The organism is Hymenobacter miniatus (assembly GCF_016427455.1).
Lineage (GTDB): Bacteria > Bacteroidota > Bacteroidia > Cytophagales > Hymenobacteraceae > Hymenobacter > Hymenobacter armeniacus.
Genome location: NZ_JAELXR010000005.1, coordinates 102273 through 117945, shown reverse-complemented (window position 1 = coordinate 117945; position 15673 = coordinate 102273). Strand labels below are relative to the sequence as shown.

General features: G+C 63.7%; 12 protein-coding genes. 3 read left to right on the top strand and 9 right to left on the bottom strand.

Annotated features, from left to right (window positions below; all coding sequences use genetic code 11):
- Nucleotides 1-27: 27 nt before the first annotated feature.
- Nucleotides 28-888: a C40 family peptidase gene (locus tag JAO73_RS09465; protein WP_198976821.1), complete on the bottom strand. Its 861-nt coding sequence runs from the start codon at nucleotides 886-888 to the stop codon at nucleotides 28-30.
- Nucleotides 889-1019: 131 nt separating this feature from the next.
- Between JAO73_RS09465 and JAO73_RS09460 the strand changes: the two genes are divergently transcribed.
- Nucleotides 1020-2834, top strand: a complete 1815-nt coding sequence (locus JAO73_RS09460; RefSeq protein WP_233169067.1) for a M61 family metallopeptidase — start codon at nucleotides 1020-1022, stop codon at nucleotides 2832-2834.
- 80 nt (nucleotides 2835-2914) lie between these two features.
- On the opposite strand, the gene JAO73_RS09455 is transcribed toward JAO73_RS09460, so the two are convergent.
- The 5 genes from JAO73_RS09455 to JAO73_RS23210 form a co-directional block, all read right to left on the bottom strand.
- A complete protein-coding gene (locus JAO73_RS09455) occupies nucleotides 2915-4612 on the bottom strand; it encodes an FG-GAP-like repeat-containing protein (protein ID WP_198976820.1) in 1698 nt (565 codons plus the stop codon).
- A gap of 155 nt (nucleotides 4613-4767) precedes the next feature.
- Complete coding sequence (locus JAO73_RS09450; RefSeq protein ID WP_198976819.1) at nucleotides 4768-6726, bottom strand: KUP/HAK/KT family potassium transporter; 1959 nt, start codon at nucleotides 6724-6726, stop codon at nucleotides 4768-4770.
- Nucleotides 6727-6834: 108 nt separating this feature from the next.
- The gene (locus JAO73_RS09445) at nucleotides 6835-7509 is read right to left on the bottom strand and encodes a hypothetical protein (RefSeq protein WP_198976818.1); all 675 of its coding nucleotides are present in this window, start codon (nucleotides 7507-7509) and stop codon (nucleotides 6835-6837) included.
- A 102-nt stretch (nucleotides 7510-7611) separates the two neighbouring features.
- Nucleotides 7612-8244, bottom strand: coding sequence for a BamJ family beta-barrel-assembly machinery protein (bamJ, locus tag JAO73_RS09440; protein WP_198976817.1), 633 nt, complete (start codon nucleotides 8242-8244; stop codon nucleotides 7612-7614).
- A 230-nt stretch (nucleotides 8245-8474) separates the two neighbouring features.
- Nucleotides 8475-8609, bottom strand: coding sequence for a hypothetical protein (locus JAO73_RS23210; RefSeq protein ID WP_262896054.1), 135 nt, complete (start codon nucleotides 8607-8609; stop codon nucleotides 8475-8477).
- Nucleotides 8610-8796: 187 nt separating this feature from the next.
- Between JAO73_RS23210 and JAO73_RS09435 the strand changes: the two genes are divergently transcribed.
- Complete coding sequence (locus JAO73_RS09435; protein ID WP_198976816.1) at nucleotides 8797-9687, top strand: ABC transporter ATP-binding protein; 891 nt, start codon at nucleotides 8797-8799, stop codon at nucleotides 9685-9687.
- 24 nt (nucleotides 9688-9711) lie between these two features.
- Nucleotides 9712-13389 (top strand): ABC transporter permease/M1 family aminopeptidase, encoded by a 3678-nt coding sequence (locus tag JAO73_RS09430; RefSeq protein WP_198976815.1) that lies wholly within the window; start codon nucleotides 9712-9714, stop codon nucleotides 13387-13389.
- 62 nt (nucleotides 13390-13451) lie between these two features.
- On the opposite strand, the gene JAO73_RS09425 is transcribed toward JAO73_RS09430, so the two are convergent.
- The 3 genes from JAO73_RS09425 to JAO73_RS09415 all read right to left on the bottom strand — a co-directional run bounded on the left by JAO73_RS09425 (nucleotide 13452) and on the right by JAO73_RS09415 (nucleotide 15668).
- Nucleotides 13452-14027 (bottom strand): pseudouridine synthase, encoded by a 576-nt coding sequence (locus tag JAO73_RS09425; protein ID WP_198976814.1) that lies wholly within the window; start codon nucleotides 14025-14027, stop codon nucleotides 13452-13454.
- 20 nt (nucleotides 14028-14047) lie between these two features.
- Nucleotides 14048-14749, bottom strand: coding sequence for a class I SAM-dependent methyltransferase (locus JAO73_RS09420; protein ID WP_198976813.1), 702 nt, complete (start codon nucleotides 14747-14749; stop codon nucleotides 14048-14050).
- Between the two features lie 91 nt (nucleotides 14750-14840).
- Nucleotides 14841-15668, bottom strand: coding sequence for a polysaccharide deacetylase family protein (locus JAO73_RS09415; RefSeq protein ID WP_198976812.1), 828 nt, complete (start codon nucleotides 15666-15668; stop codon nucleotides 14841-14843).
- Nucleotides 15669-15673: the final 5 nt, after the last annotated feature.

Below are 15673 nucleotides of genomic sequence, written 5' to 3'. Positions count from 1 at the left end.
AGGCGGGTAGGGGACGCTTGGGCGAACTCATTTCCGGGAACCGGGCTTAACCGGGGTTTTGCGCTTGGCGGCGGGGGATATTTTCTTATTAGGCGCCGCTTTTTTGGCCACTACTTTCTTTGCGGCGGGCTTTGGGATTGCCGAATGCGCCACCGGCTTGCGGGCCAGCGTTTGGGGCAGCTTCGGCGCCGTGGCGGGCAAAGCGTCGACGGCCACCTTGCGCGCGGGGAGCGCCGCTACGGGCGGCGCCTTGGCCGCCGGTGTGGGGGGCGCGGGCCGGGCGGCCGCCAGGTTTTGCTGGCCCAGCACGCGGCGCACTTGCATGAAGCGCCGCTCGTAGTCAGAATTCTCTACCTGGCTGACTTTCACGAAGGGCTCGCGGCGCGAGGAGGAGGCGTGCACAAAGCGCAAGGGCGTTTCGCCCCGCCGCGAGATGACGATGCCCGCGTGGCCCGGCGTGGTGCTCGGGTTGGCGGTGCCCGTAAACACCACGATGTCGCCGGGCTGGGCTTCGGCGCGGGGCACGGGCCGGCCCACGTCGATGAGCAGGGCGGTGGAGTGCGGCACGGACACGCCAAAATGCGCAAACGTGTACATGATGAACCCCGAGCAGTCGAACCCCGTGAGCGGCGACACGCCGGCATACACATAAGGCGTGCCGCGCTGGGCCAGGCCAAAGGCCACCACGCTGTCGGCGGTGGCCGCCAGGCCGGAAGCGGGGGCTTCGCGCAGGGCCGCAAAGGAAGACGTGAGGGGAGCCGTGCCGGAGCTGCCCTCGGCCGGGGCCGGGGTAGGCGTGGTGTGGGGGGCAGGCGTGCGGCTCAGGCGGGGCAGCACCAGCGCCATGGCCACAAGCAGCCCCACAAAAACCAACCAAACAATGCGCATATATCCGTCGTCAACAAATGGTGAAAGGCACGATAAGCGCCACCATGGAGCCTAACGGCGCGGCCGCCCCATAGGTTGAACGGTTTCGACCGGCGTACGTTTGTGCTTGTCTTTCCAATCAAACATCATACATGCTCAGAAATTCAACCTTGATGCTTTGCCAGGCCGCTGCGGGCCTGCTGTTGGCCGGGCCCGCCCTGGCCGCCACACCGCCCGCAGCCGCGGTGCCCACCCTCCGCTACAGCCTTTCGATGCCCGCGCCTCAAACCCATTACTTTGAAGTGAAGATGGATTTGGGGGGCTTTCCGGCCGAGTACACCGACGTAAAAATGCCCGTGTGGGCGCCGGGCTCGTACCTGGTGCGCGAGTATTCCAAAAACGTGGAGGGCTTTCAGGCCCGCACGGCTGGCGGGCAGGCCCTGGCCGTAGAAAAGCTCAATAAAAACACCTGGCGGGTGCGCCACCCCAAGCAAGCCAGCTTCCAGGTGAGCTACCGGGTGTATGCGTTCGAGCTGTCGGTTCGGACTTCGTTCATTGACGCCGACCACGGCTACCTCAACGGCAGCAGCGTGTTCATGTACCCGGCCGATAACAAGATGCTGGGCAGCACCGTGACCGTGCAGCCCGCCACCGGCTGGACGCAGGTGAGCACGGCCCTGCGCTCCGGCCCGGGCAAGTTCACCTACAAAGCCGCGAGCTACGACGAACTGGCCGACTCGCCGATGGAAATCGGCACCCACAAAGTGTTGGAGTTTACGGCCAACGGCACGCCGCACCAGGTGGCCATGTACGGCACCTACCAGGCCGATGACGCCAAAATAGTGGCCGAAATGAAGAAAGTGTGCGAAGAAGCGCACCGCGTGGTGGGCCAAAACCCCCTGGACCATTACCTGTTCATCGTGCACAACCTGGAGCGCGGCGGCGGCGGCCTGGAGCACCTGTACTCCACCACGCTGGAGGTGGGCCGCACCGTGTACGGCACCGACGCCGGCATGAAGTCTTTCCTCGGGCTGGTGGCGCACGAGTACTTCCACCTCTGGAACGTGAAGCGCATCCGGCCCAAAGCGTTGGGGCCCTTCAACTACGACGAGGAGAACTATACCCACATGCTGTGGGTGAGCGAGGGCATGACGGAGTACTACTCCAAGCAAATCCTGGCGCGGGCGGGCGTGCTCACCCGCGACGAGTACCTGGGCCGGCTGGCCAACGGCATTGCGGAAGTAGAAAACACGCCCGGCAACCGCATTCAGTCGGCCGCGGAATCAAGCTTCGATGCCTGGATTAAGTACTACCGCCCCAACGAGAATGCCAACAACACCCAAATCAGCTACTACTCCAAGGGCGACCTGATTGGTACCTGGCTCGACCTCAATATTGCCGAAGCCACCAAGGGCCAGAAGCACCTCGACGACGTGTTCCGGCTGCTCTACGACACGTATTACAAGAAAGCCGGCCGGGGCTTCACCGACCAGGAGTACCAGGACGCCGTGGCCACGGTGGCCGGCCGCCGCTTCGATGACTTCTTCAAAAACAGCGTGTACGGCACCAAGCCGATTGACTACGCCACGGCCTTGGGCTACGCGGGCCTCTCGCTGACCAAGGCACCCCTTACCACCACCGGCACGCTGGGCGCCAATTTCTCCAACCGCTCGGGCAAGCTGCTCGTGACCAGCGTGCTGCGCGACGGCGCCGCCTGGAACACCGGCCTGAACGTGAACGACGAAATCCTACTCATCAACGGCGCCGCGCCCAGCGAGGAAACCGTGAAGTCGCTGGTGAGCGGCTCGGTGGGCAACGAAGTGGCCCTGCAGGTGCGCCGCGACGGTTTGCCGCGCGACTTGAAAATCAAGATGCTGGCCAACCCGGACGTGAAGTACCAGATTCAACCCGCGGCCAGCCCCACCGAGGGGCAGCAGAAAGTGCTGGCCAAATGGCTGGGTAAGTAAAAACGGACCCGACTCTGTTAGGGTAAGTGGCACAAAAAAAGGCCGGCAATGCGAAAGCGTTGCCGGCCTTTTTTTGTGCCTTATCGAACCACTTCCACCCAGCCTTTCCGGGCCGGGCCGCCGTCGGCTGGCTGAAGCAGGTAGAAGTAGGTGCCGCCCGGGCTGTCGGCGCCCCAGTCATTCTGATAGTTGGGGCTGTGGTATACGCGCTGGCCCCAGCGCGTATACACCGTCAGCGCCCACGGGCCGCGGTCGGGCTCATTGATGACAAAAAGGTCGTTGTGACGGTCGTTATTGGGGGTGATGATGTTGGGCAGCAGACTAGCCAGTGCCGGGTTGGTGCCGGTACCGGTGCCGGCACTGCTGTTCTTATTCAATCGAATGCTCACATTATTGTCGTTGCTGTTGGCCGACAGGATGTCCAGGTCGCCATCGCCATCCACGTCGCCCACGGCCACGCCTTGCGTGGCCCGGCCCACGCTCACGCTTTGGCCCGCACCGAAGACTCCTTTGCCGTTGTTGAGCCCAATCAGCACGCTGCCGGGACCGCCGCCGTTGGCGTTCGAAGCCAGGAAGTCCAGGTCGCCATCGCCGTCCACATCCCCCAGGGCCACGCTGAATGCGCCGTAACCGGATGTATTGTTGGTGGCCACGTCCTGGCCGCCGCCGAAAATGCCGGTGCCGTTGTTCAGGCGGATGCTAATGGCCCCGTTGGCGTTCGGGCTCGACGATAGCAGGTCCAGGTCGCCGTCGCCGTCCACGTCGCCCACGGCCAAGCCAAAGGGATTGGCGGCAACGCTCACAAACGAGCCGGTACTGAAGTTGCCGCGGCCATCATTTAAGCCGATGCTTACGGTGCTGCTGTTGCTGTTGGCCACGAGATAGTCCAGGTCACCGTCGGCGTCCACATCGCCTACCAGCACGTTGTGCGGGTTGCTACCGGCGGCCACGTTCTGGCTGCCACCGAAGCTCCCTTGTCCATCGTTGAAGCGGATGCTCACGCTGTTGGAGCGGCCGTTGGCGGTTAGCAGGTCAAGGTCGCCATCGCCGTCTACGTCGCCCAGCGCCAAGCCGTAGGAACCAGTATTCACAAACACGCTTTGGGTCCCACTGAATACCCCCTGACCGTTGTTGAAACGCACGCTCACCGAGGTGCCGGTGTCGTCGCTGTAGTCGGGAGCCAGCAGGTCGAGGTCGCCATCCCCGTCCACGTCGCCGAGCGTCACCGAGCGCACGTTGCCGCTCACGCTCACGTCGCGGCCGGGGCCGAAGGTGCCGCTGCCGTTGTTCAGGCGCACGCTGATGGGGCCGCGAAAGTTGGCCGTAACAAAATCCAGGTCGCCGTCGCCGTCCACGTCGCCCACGGCCACGGTGATGGGCTGAAACCCAGAAGCCGGGTCAGACCCGGACGTAAAGGTGCCGTTGCCGCCGCTGACGGCCACGGTGAACTGGCCCACCCGCGGCTGGGCCAGCGCGCCGTTGCTGCTGCTGGCGCCCTGCGTGACGGTATAGCTCACGGTTTCGCCCGGCGAGAAAGGGGCGCTGCCAGGCGAAAACCGCAGCGTGTTGCCGCTCACCACGGCCGCGGCCGCGCCCTGTGCGCGTTGGCCGCCCCGCAAGCTGCTGAACACTTTTAGCGAACTCGCCGAAGTGTTCAGCAGCGGCTGATTGAAGGTGAAGGCCACCGGGCCCGAAGCCGGAGCGGCCAGGGAGTTGGCCGCCGGGACCACCGCTGTAATGGCGGGTAGCTGCGCGAATGCTGCCTGGGGTAGCAGCATGCAAACGGGCAGCCATTGGTAACGGAAAGGGTACAATCGAAACATAAACGTAGGCTAAAGCAGTGTTGGGCCAAACAAAAGCCCCGCACAGGTTGCGCGGGGCTCTGGGTCTGTCAGCAACGAGACTGCTCACAACTTATTACAACGACGGATGGCTACTTAATCCGTTTCAGGGCCACTTCGCGAACCGGCGCAATCACCAGCGGCACTTTCTCCACCTTCACCGACGACGTGTCGAGGCCGAAGTACTGGTCTTCGGAGGCAATGAACTGGCGGATGTAGAAGTACGCCTGCATGACGAGCTTCTCTAGGGTAGGGAAGTCGTTTTCGATGCTGAGGAATTTCTCCAGCACCACAAAGCGGAAATCGCCCGTCACGTGCTGCTTGCTCAGCGACTCATAGCGCGAGGTGATGTCCACTTCCTTATTGCGCACCAGGTCCTCAATCACCTTGCGGAAATACAGGTTGATGCGCTGTTGCACCCGGAAACCCAGGCGGAAGTTGATGCGAAACACGTCGTCCTTGGCCACTTCCGTCACCTTATACTCCATGGTATAGGGCTCGTCGGTGGTGTCGACGTGGATGAACCAATAGATGTCGGCCCGCTTGGGGCGCTTCTGGAAGATTGAGTAAATGATTTTCTGCTCGATTTCGGAGCTGCGCTCGGCCGAGGTCAGGAACACCAGGTGGGTGGAGTACTTCGGGATGGAGTCGTCGTCGCTGAGCTGCTTGAGGGCGTCTACGTACGGCTCCAGGCGCACAAACTCGGTGAGGCGGCGCTTGATGTAGTACGCCTTGAGCCACACGTACATCACGCCCATGAGCGTGCCGCCAATGGCCAGCGACACCCAGCCGCCGTGCGGAAACTTAATCATGTTGGCGATGAGGAACGAGCCCTCGATGAGCCCATACACCACCGCAAACAACACAATCAGCGGAAGCGCCACCTTCTTCATGCGCAGCCACATGCACAGCAAGACGGTGGTCATCAGCATGGTGAGTGTAATGGCCAGGCCATACGCCGCTTCCATGTTGGTCGACTCCTGAAAGTACAGCACCACCCCAATGCAGCCCAGCAGCAGCAAGCGGTTCATGCTGGGCACGAAGAGCTGGCCCTTCACGTCGGTGGGGTAGTTGAGCTTCACCTTGGGCCACATGTTCAGCCGGATGGCCTCGGCCACCAGCGTAAACGAGCCCGTGATGAGGGCCTGCGACGCAATGATGGCCGCAATGGTGGCAATGCTGATGCCGATGAGCAGGAACCATTGTGGCATAAGGGCATAGAAGGGGTTGCGGCCGTTAAGCTTCTCGCCCAGGTGGCTCAGCAGCCAGGCACCCTGGCCCAGGTAGTTGAGCAGCAGCGTGCTCTTCACAAAGGTCCAACTGATGCGGATGTTGCCCTTGCCGCAGTGGCCCAGGTCCGAGTAGAGCGCCTCGGCCCCCGTGGTGCACAGAAACACCGAGCCCAGCAGCCAGAACCCGCGCGGGTAGCGCACCAGCAGGTCGTAGGCGTAGTAGGGGTTGAACGCCTTGATGATGACAGGGTTTTGCACCACCCACAGCGTGCCCAGCACGCCCAGCATGCTGAACCACAGCAGCATGATGGGGCCGAATGCCTTGCCTACTATCTGCGTGCCAAAGCTTTGCAGCAGAAACAGACCCGCAATGATGCCGATAACGATGTAGACAACAACGGTTTGAGTGAGCTGCGGAAAGACGTTCTTCAGGCCTTCCACCGCCGACGACACCGAAATGGGCGGCGTAATCACGCCGTCGGCCAGCAGGGCCGAGCCGCCGATGATGGCCACCGCCGACAGCCACGCCCCGCGCCGCCGCACCAGGGCATAGAGCGAGAAAATGCCGCCTTCGCCGTTGTTGTCCGCGTTCAGCGTGAGCAGCACGTACTTGACGGTGGTTTGCAGCGTGAGCGTCCAGATGACGCAGGAAATGGCCCCGAGCACCAGGTGCTCGTCAATTTGGTCGGGCACGATGGCGCCCTTCAGAATGGACGACATCACGTAGAGCGGCGAGGTGCCGATGTCGCCGTAGATGATGCCCAGGGCAATGAGAAGCCCCGCCCCCGAAATGGCGTTGTGCGAGTGTTTGGAATCCATGATAGTGATAACGAGTTGCCGCGGCCGTTGGCCTCCTATTGAATTACGGCGCGCGAAGGTAGCAGGCACACCGACGCCAAGCGCCAAGCGCTTGCGCGTGCCACATGCCTACTGGCTGATGCTTAGGCGATTATTATTTCCATAATCTACAGCTTCTGCTCCGGCCTGCGCGGCCAGGGCCGCCTGCCGGCGGGCTTCGTCGGCAGCGGCCAGCAGGGCGGTGGCTTCGCGGGCGGCGTGGTCGTGCACCCGGAAGATGCGGCGGTTGGCCTCGGCCACAAGGCGCTGCCAGGGCGGCGTTTCGCCGGGCAGCGCAAAGTTTACCGCCTCGCGCCCCAAGCGGTGCAGCCGCAGCCGGTTGGTGCCCCGGTGGCCGTAGGCCAGCAGCAGCGCCGTGAGGGCCATGCCCAGCATGGCGGGGCCGGTGTGCAGCCAGTTTTGCAGAAAGGCTATCATGACCGCGGCCAGGCCCAGGCCGCCCAGCAGGTACCACAGTATCCATTTCACGGGGGCCACCTCGACGCGCTCCAGCTCACGCAGCAAAAACTCCTGGCCCCGCACGGTGAAAGACGTGTCGGTGAGGCTGACGCGGCCGTCGTCGCTCACCAGCGGCGGGAGCGGGGGCAGCGGGGGCGGCATGGGCACCGCCTCAGCCACTGGTGGGGCATAGGCCGGGCCAGACGCCGGCGCTTCGGCGGGTGCAGTCAGCAAAGCGGCCCCGGAAGATTGTTCCGGGGCCACGGGGGGCTGGTCAGCGGGTGGCTGGGCTTCGAGGTCTTTCATGGGCTCAGAAACAGCCGGGTGGGTGCTGGTGGGCCGGTGCCACACGGGCACGGCCGTGGTCGTCGGGGCGAAGCCGGCATCCGGCTTCGCCCCGACGGTCCCTCAGTTGTTTACTTTCAGAAGTTCCACGTCGAAAATCAGGGCCGTGTCGCCGGGGATGTCGCGGCCCGCGCCGCGCTTGCCGTAGGCCAGGTCGGAGGGGATGTAGAGGCGGTACTTCGAGCCTTCTCCCATCAGCTGCAGGGCTTCGGTCCAGCCCGCAATCACGCCGTTCACGGGGAAGGTGGCCGGCTGGCCGCGCTGGTAGCTGCTGTCGAACACCTTGCCGTTGATGAGGGTGCCGTGGTAGTGCGTCGTCACCGACGAGCGCAGGGTGGGCTTTTTGCCGGTGCCTTCGGTCAACACTTCGTATTGCAGGCCGCTGGGCAAGGTGTGCACGCCGGGCTTCTGGGCGTTTTCGGCGAGGAAGGCTTCGCCTTCGGCTTTGTTGTTGTTCATGGCGTTGGGGTCTTGGTTGTCGTCATCTTCTTCGGCGCCGCCCATCTGCTCCTGCAGCTGCTGCATGGCGGCCTGCATCTGCTCCTGGGTGAGGCGGCTGGGGAGGCCCTGCAGGCCTTCCTTGAGGGCACCGGCCAGTACGTCAACGTCCAGGTCGAGGCCCTGCTGGGCAAAGTTGCGGGCCAGGTCGCGGCCAATGATGTAGCTCACCTGAGCCTGGTGGGAATCGAGATTCATAGATGGGTAAAAAGGGAAATGGGGCAGCGAACAATCCGGGCCGGAGCCGGCGCTGCCGGTGAAAGAATAGCTGAACGGGGTACGCCGTTCGGGGGCCAAAGTTCCAAAAGCCGGGCCGAAGCTTCGGCGTCGGTCGCATTGGCCGATGCGATAACCAAAAAGCCCGGCGAATGGGCCGGGCTTTTTCATAAAATAGGGGCGGCACGGGGCCGTGCCGGGGCAAATGGCCCTTAGCAGTAATGATGGTGGTCGTCGTCGCCGTCGAAGAAGAACGTCAGGTCGAGGTCGGCCAGTTTGGCAGCCAGGTAGCTGACGCTGCCCAGCAGCAGCAGCGACGAGAAGGATAGTGCGGTGGTCTTTTTCATAATCGTTAGGCCGGAACAGGCCGGTATTGTTTTCTGATGCAAAGATACGCACCTCGGCGCAAAATGTTATGCATGCAGCATAAAATAGGGCAGATGTGACGAAATAGAATGGAAAAGGGACATTTTCAAATATGTATTGCGTAGCGGAGCCGCACTTTTGCCTGGTCACCTTAACTGCATCATACACATGGAGCTTCGCATTGAGAACTTATCTAAAACATATTCCAACGGGGTGCGTGCCCTGCACAACGTCACGCTTACTATCCCCAACGGCATGTTTGGCCTGCTGGGCCCCAACGGCGCCGGCAAGAGCAGCCTGATGCGCACCATTGCCACGCTGCAGGAGCCCGACAGCGGCAGCATTCGGCTCGGCAACATCGACGTGCTGGCGGAAAAGGACGCGGTGCGCCGGGTGCTGGGCTACCTGCCCCAGGAGTTTGGGGTGTACCCCAACGTGAGCGCCGAAGTGCTGCTCGACTATTTCGCCGGGCTGAAAGGCCTGCGCGACGCCGCCGAGCGCAAGGCCGCGGTCGAAAACCTGCTGCAGCAAACCAACCTGTGGACCATGCGCAAAAAAGCCGTGGGTGGCTACTCGGGCGGCATGAAGCAGCGTTTCGGCATTGCGGTGGCGCTGCTGGGCGCGCCGCAGCTCATCATCGTCGACGAGCCCACGGCCGGCCTCGACCCCACCGAGCGCAACCGCTTCCTGGATTTGCTGAGCGAGATTGGGGAGAACGTGGTTGTGATTCTCAGCACGCACATCGTGGACGACGTGACCGAGCTGTGCCCCAACATGGCCATCATCGCCGGCGGCGAAGTGGTGGCCACCGGCTCGCCCAACGACGTGATTGGCGAAATCCGCGGCAAGGTGTACCGCACCAAAACCGAGAAAGCCGCGCTGGCCCAGCTGCGCAACGAATACGAGGTGATTTCCTCGAAGCTGGTGGCCGGGCAGCCCATTGTGCGGGTGTTCAGCGAGGTGCCCGTCAACGGGCAGTTTCAGCCGGCGGAGGCCACGCTGGAAGACGTGTACTTCCACCGCCTGGCGCGGCGCCAGGCGCAACCGGTATCGGCGTAATGTTTATTTAAAAGCACAAGGGCCATGTTTTTCCATACGCTCCGCTTCGAGCTGCGCTACCGTTTCGCGCAGCCCACCACCTACCTCTATTTTGGGGTGTTTGCGCTGTTTGCGTTTTTGTCGCAAACCGTGGACGACTTCGGGTTCAATTCCAGCCCGAAAGTGCACGTGAATGCCCCCGACGCGCTGGCCAATCTGTATTTCATCTCGTCCATCTTCGGGATGTTCATCACGGCGGCGCTGCTGGGCACGCCCGTATACCGCGACGACAAGGACCAGATGACGGGGCTGCTCTACACCACGCCCTTGCCCAAGCCCGCCTACCTGGGCGGGCGCTTCCTGGGTTCGCTGCTGGCCATGTGGTTTATTACTTGCGGCACCACGGTAGGAGCCTTGCTGGGCATGCTGGCGCCGTGGGTAGATGCCAGCAAGCTGGGCCCCGTGCCGGGGCTGGGACTGCTGGCGCCCTTGCTGGCGGCCGGCTGGGCCAACGCGCTGTTTGCGGGAAGTTTGTTCTTTGCGGCCTACCTGCTGCTGCGCTCGCCGCTGGTAGTGTATCTGGGTGGCATCGTGCTGTTTGTGGGGTACCAACTGTCGTTGCAGTTCAGCGAGCGGGTGACCAGCGACCACCTGTTCGCCATGCTCGACCCGTTCGGCTTTGTGGCCAAAAACCTGGACGTGAAGTATTGGACCATTGCCGAGCGCAACACCCAGGTTGCCAATTACCTGGGCGGGTTCTTGATTGAGAACCGGCTGTTGTGGTCCGGGGTGGGGCTGGCGGTTTTGCTGCTGTCCTGTGTGTGGTTTCGGCTGGCGCTGCCGCGCACCCGTGCCGGCAAGGCGGCGGCCGAGCCAGCTCCGGCCCTGGCTGCCAGCGCGGGCTTGCAGCGCACGGAGCCGGCTTTTGGCCAAGGCCTGAGCAACTGGCAGGTGTGGCGCTTGGTGCGGGTGCAGGCTCTGAACGTGCTGCAGGCTTGGCCATTCCGGGTGCTGGCCGTGCTGGGCACGGTGTACGTGCTATTCAACTTTTACTGGACGTATCACGACCCCATTCGCGGCACCTCGCTGCCGGTCACGTACCAGGTACTGAATTTGATAAATGAAAATTTCACGCTCTACCTGCTCATCATCATCACCATCTACGCGGGTGAGCTGGTGTGGCGCGAGCGCGACACGCGCCTGCAGGGCGTGTTCGATGCTTTGCCTTTTGCCACCTGGGTGCCATTTGTGAGCAAGCTGCTGGCCCTGGTGCTGGTGGCGGCCGTGCTCACGGCGGTGCAGTCGGTGGTGGGGCTGGCCGTGCAGACTTACCTCGACGCGAGCCTGATTGAGCCGGTGCTGTACGTGAAAAACTTCGTGCTGCAGCTGGCCACCGTGGCCGTGCTCTGTGCCTTGGCCCTGGTGGTGCAGACGGTGGCCAACCAGAAATACGTGGGCCACGCCCTGATGCTGGTGTACTACGCCGTGGTGTTTTTGCTGGCCGATGCGCTGGGGCTGCACCACGCCCTGCTCAAGTTTGGCGCGCCCGTGCCTTACACGTATTCCGACATGAACGGCTACGGGCACCTGGTGTCTCCGCTGCTGTTCATCAACCTCTATTACCTGGCCGGGGCGGCGCTGCTGGCGTTGCTGGCCAGCCTGCTGTGGGTGCGCGGCAACGACACCGGCGCCCGCACCCGCCTGCGCCTGGCCGCGCAGCGCCTGCGGGCGCCGGGGCTGCGGCCGGCGCTGCTGGTGGCGGGCCTGGCGGTGCTTACGGCCGGGGGGTGGGTGTTTTACAACGCCAACGTGGTGAACGAGTTCGTCACGCCGCGCGGGCTGGAGGCGCGCCAGGCCCGCACCGAGCGCACGTACAAGAAGTACGAAAACCTGGCCCAGCCCAAAATCGTGGCCCTGGCCCTGCAGGCCGACCTGTTTCCATCGGCACGGCCCCGGGGCTACCGGCTGCGCGGCCGCTACACGCTGCTCAACCAAAGCCCGCGCCCGCTCGACACGCTGTTTGTGAACTACGACCCCAGCCGATGCATTCGAGCCACGCTCACGCCCGGCCGCCCAGCCAGGGTGCTGTTCGACGACCCCGTGGCTGGCATCCGCATGTACCGCCTGGCCCAGCCGCTGGCCCCCGGCGACTCACTCGACCTGGCGTATGAGGAAGACTACCGCGCCCGGGGTTTCACTTCCCGCATCAAAGGCACGGGCGTGTTCGACTGGGCTTCGATTTCGCCCGAAGACCGCCTGACCGAGAACGGCACCTTTCTGGACGTGAGCAGCCTGCGCATTGGCTACCAGCCCGGCGCGGAGATGGAGGAAGACGACGCCCGCAAGCGCCAGGGCCTGGCGCCCAAAGCCCGCGCCCTGCGCCTCACCGACCCCCGCGGCCGGCAGCGGGCCCAGTTTGCCCGCGACGCCGACCGGGTGCGCTACTCGGCCACCCTCAGCACCGACCCCGACCAAGTGGCCGCCACCGCCGGCAACCTCGAACGCGAATGGACCCAGGGCGGCCGGCGCTACTTCCAGTACCGTATGAACCAACCCATTTGGCCCATCGTGAGCATTCTGTCGGCCCGCTACCAGACCTATAAAACACAGTGGCAAAACCCGGCCGGCGGCGCGCCCGTGGCCATCGAAATCTACTACGACCCCCACCACCGCGCCAACGTGCGCCGCATGGCCCAGGCCCTGCAAGACGGCCTGCAGTACTACACCAAGGCTTTCGGGCCCTACCAGTACCCCCACATCCGGCTGTTGGAGTTTCCGCGCTACAAGTCCTTCGCCCAGAGCTACGCCAACACCATTCAGTTTTCGGAAAGCGCCGGGTTCATCAGCGACCTGCGCGACCGCAACGCCCCGGACAACACGTACTTTATCACCAGCCACGAGCTGGGCCACCAGTGGTGGGGCCACCAGATAGTGGGCGCCGACGTGCAGGGCGCCAGCGTGCTGGTGGAGTCGCTGGCCGAGTATTCGGCCATCATGAACGCCAAACACGCCTTCACGCCCAACCAGATGCAGCAGTTCATGCGGGGCGAACTCAACGCGTACCTGCGCGGCCGCCGCTCAGAACGCAAGAAGGAGCTGCCCCTGCTGCTGGTGGAAAACCAGCCGTACATCCACTACTACAAGGGCGGCATGGTGTTTTACGCCCTGCAGGACTACCTGGGCGAGGACAAGCTGAACGGCGCCTTGCGCGAGTTTCTGGCCGCCAACCACCAGACCAAGCCGCCGTACGCCACGTCGGCCGACTTGCTGGGCTACATTCGCCGGGCCACGCCCGATTCCTTGCAGTACGTGCTGCACGACATGTTTGAGACCATCACGCTCTACAAAAACGAGCTGAAAGACGCCCAGTACACCCGGCGGCCCGATGGCCTCTACGACGTGGCCCTCACCATCAAGGCCGAAAAAGTGCGCGCCGACAGCCTCGGCAACGAAACGCCCACCCAGCTGGCCGACTACGTGGACGTGGGCATCTTTGGCCCCGACCAAGCGCCCGGCGAGAGCTGGGACGTGCGCGGCAAAGCCCTGCTGGTGCAAAAAGTGAAGCTCACCAAGCCCGAAGAAACGCTGCACTTTGTGGTGAACGAAAAGCCCGCTAAAGGCGGCATCGACCCCTACCAAAAGCTGATTGACCGGTTTTATTACGATAACGTGAAGCCGTTGGAGGAGGCAAAAGCCCCGGCCAAAGCTGTGGCGGCAAAGTAGCTGAGAAGCAAGGTGACAGGCCATCGTGCTAAGCGCAAGCGAAGTACGGTGGCCTGTTTGTGTTAGTCGTTGTCTCGAAGGCCAAAGTCGAAGACTTCCCGCACCTCACCCGCGGCCAAATCGCCCAGCCAGATGCTGCCTACCCGCACGCGCACCAGCCGCAGCGTGGGAAAGCCCACGGCCGCCGTCATCTTGCGCACCTGCCGGAATTTGCCTTCGGTGAGGGTGATGGACACCCAACTGGTGGGCCCGTGCCGGTCGTCGCGGATTTTGCGGCTGCGCGGCGCGAAGGGCGGGGCGGGGTCGAGGCGGTGGGCCGCGCAGGGGCTGGTGCGGTAGCGCACGTTGTGGATGCCGATTTCGACGCCGGTGCGCAGCTGCTCAAGGGCCGCCTCGTCAATCAGGCCGTCGACCTGGGCGTAGTATTCCTTTTCAATTTTCTTGCTGCGCACTTGTTCGCTCGTGCGGCCGTCGGTGGTGAGCAGGAGCAGGCCTTCGCTGTCTTCGTCGAGGCGGCCAATGGCCATGATGCCCTCCGGAAAGTCGTGAAATTCGCCCAGCTTTTTCTTCTTGGCCTCGCCCACAAATTGGCTGAGGTAGCCGTATGGCTTGTGGATGAGAAAGTGGCGGTGCGACATGGCGGTGTGGGCCCCGCGGCCTAGCGGGCGGAGTTTTGGGTGAGCACCAGCAGCGAATAGCCGCCCAGCAGCTTGCTGCACAGCCGCGGGCTGAGAGCGTAGAGCGCCCGCCGCAGCAGGTGCGTGAGCCGTTCTTTGGCTGACCAGTGCTTGTAGCGCGGCTCGGTGTACATCTTATCCAGCACCCGGTAGCCGTAGTCGGCCAGCACGCTCAGGATAAAGTCTTCGGTGAAATTGTGGATGTGGCCCACCCGCGCCTTCGACTCAATGAGCATTTGCTCGCGCAGCAGCGACCACAGGCTCAGGTCGAGCGGAATGTGGAACAGCGTGTAGCGGCCCGCCCCGGCAATGTCCTCCAAAAACTGAAAGTAGTTGGGCAGGTGCTCGATGACGTCGACGACCAGCAGCAGGTCGAAGGGCTCGGCCACGCCGGTGCTGGTGAGGTCGCGCAGCTCGAAACGGATGCGGTCGGTTTGTTTGCCGCGGGCCAGGGCCATGGCGTCGGCCGAGATGTCGAAGCCGGTGAAGCGGCTTTGGGGGAGCTGCGCGGCCAGCTGCACCAGCACCTCGCCGCTGCCGCAGCCCACTTCCCCAACGGTGGCCGTGGGCACGGTGTTGCGGCGCAGCAGCCGCAAGATTCGTTCGGCTTTAAACGGCGCGTCTTCCTCGTGCCAGGTCGGGTTGTTGGCCAGGTAGGTGCGGTCGTTGTAAATATCCTGCATGGCGCAGCGCGGAAAGAAAGGACAGGAGGGAAGCCCGCAAACTTAACAAGGCCGCGCCGGCCGGCGTCGCTGCCCGCCCGCTGGCGCCCGGCTACTTTTTGCTGCCAGTGGCCTGCTGCTCGGCTTTTATCCGCTGGGCCACCTCCACCATGGGGGCCACCCAGATTTCCTTTTCGTGGGCCTTGAGGTAGCGCAGCAGCTGCCGGTGCGCCGGCAGCGACACGTTCAGCGAGTGCCCGCCGCCCACGCCGTGAAACAGAAACACCAGCAGGGTGTGCGAGGCCTGGGCCTGTTTCACGAGGTCGATGAGGTACTGGCCGTTCTGCCCGTTGATGGAGTAGGCATCCACGTTGTCGAGCGCCACCTGGGCGGCCGGCTTCAGGCCCGGCGTCACGCCGCGGGCGGCCACGAAGTCGTTTTTCAGCTGCTCGTAAAACATCACGCCGCCAATCTGCCGGTCGCCGCAGGGGTAGGCGAAGGTGCGCGCGGTTTTGCCGTCGATGGCCGTGAGCAAGGTGTTGTTGGCGCGCACCTCGTCCACGGCGCGGCCCACGGTGTATTTGCTCAGGTCGTGGTCGGGCGTCACGAAGCCGCGGCCCGGCAGGCTGCCGTCGCAGGGATGAAACAGGGCGTGGTTGCCCAGCTCGTGGCCGCGCTTGGCGGCCTGGCGCCATTCGGGCAGGCGGCGCGTCACCACCGGCGACGAGCCGATGAGGTAGAACGTGCCCCGGAATTTGGCCGAATCCAGCGCCGGCACCACGTTGTCGAGGTCCACGTCGATGGCGTCGTCGTAGGTCAGCACCACGGCGCACTGCTTGTTGTTCCAGGCGGGGCTGGTGGTTTGGGCCCGCAGCGTGGCGGGCGCGGCCAACGCCAGCAGCCCCAGGGCCAGCGCAATCGTATCGATAGGTTTCAGCATAAGAC

Bases quoted from the DNA above. Each gene is read 5' to 3' on its own strand.
- JAO73_RS09425 (WP_198976814.1), bottom strand. From the start codon at position 14,027: ATGTCGCACCGCCACTTTCTCATCCACAAGCCATACGGCTACCTCAGC.
- JAO73_RS09430 (WP_198976815.1), top strand. From the start codon at position 9,712: ATGTTTTTCCATACGCTCCGCTTCGAGCTGCGCTACCGTTTCGCGCAG.
- JAO73_RS09450 (WP_198976819.1), bottom strand. From the start codon at position 6,726: ATGGATTCCAAACACTCGCACAACGCCATTTCGGGGGCGGGGCTTCTC.
- JAO73_RS09465 (WP_198976821.1), bottom strand. From the start codon at position 888: ATGCGCATTGTTTGGTTGGTTTTTGTGGGGCTGCTTGTGGCCATGGCG.
- JAO73_RS23210 (WP_262896054.1), bottom strand. From the start codon at position 8,609: ATGAAAAAGACCACCGCACTATCCTTCTCGTCGCTGCTGCTGCTGGGC.
- bamJ (WP_198976817.1), bottom strand. From the start codon at position 8,244: ATGAATCTCGATTCCCACCAGGCTCAGGTGAGCTACATCATTGGCCGC.
- JAO73_RS09455 (WP_198976820.1), bottom strand. From the start codon at position 4,612: ATGCTGCTACCCCAGGCAGCATTCGCGCAGCTACCCGCCATTACAGCG.
- JAO73_RS09460 (WP_233169067.1), top strand. From the start codon at position 1,020: ATGCTCAGAAATTCAACCTTGATGCTTTGCCAGGCCGCTGCGGGCCTG.
- JAO73_RS09415 (WP_198976812.1), bottom strand. From the start codon at position 15,668: ATGCTGAAACCTATCGATACGATTGCGCTGGCCCTGGGGCTGCTGGCG.
- JAO73_RS09420 (WP_198976813.1), bottom strand. From the start codon at position 14,749: ATGCAGGATATTTACAACGACCGCACCTACCTGGCCAACAACCCGACC.
- JAO73_RS09445 (WP_198976818.1), bottom strand. From the start codon at position 7,509: ATGAAAGACCTCGAAGCCCAGCCACCCGCTGACCAGCCCCCCGTGGCC.
- JAO73_RS09435 (WP_198976816.1), top strand. From the start codon at position 8,797: ATGGAGCTTCGCATTGAGAACTTATCTAAAACATATTCCAACGGGGTG.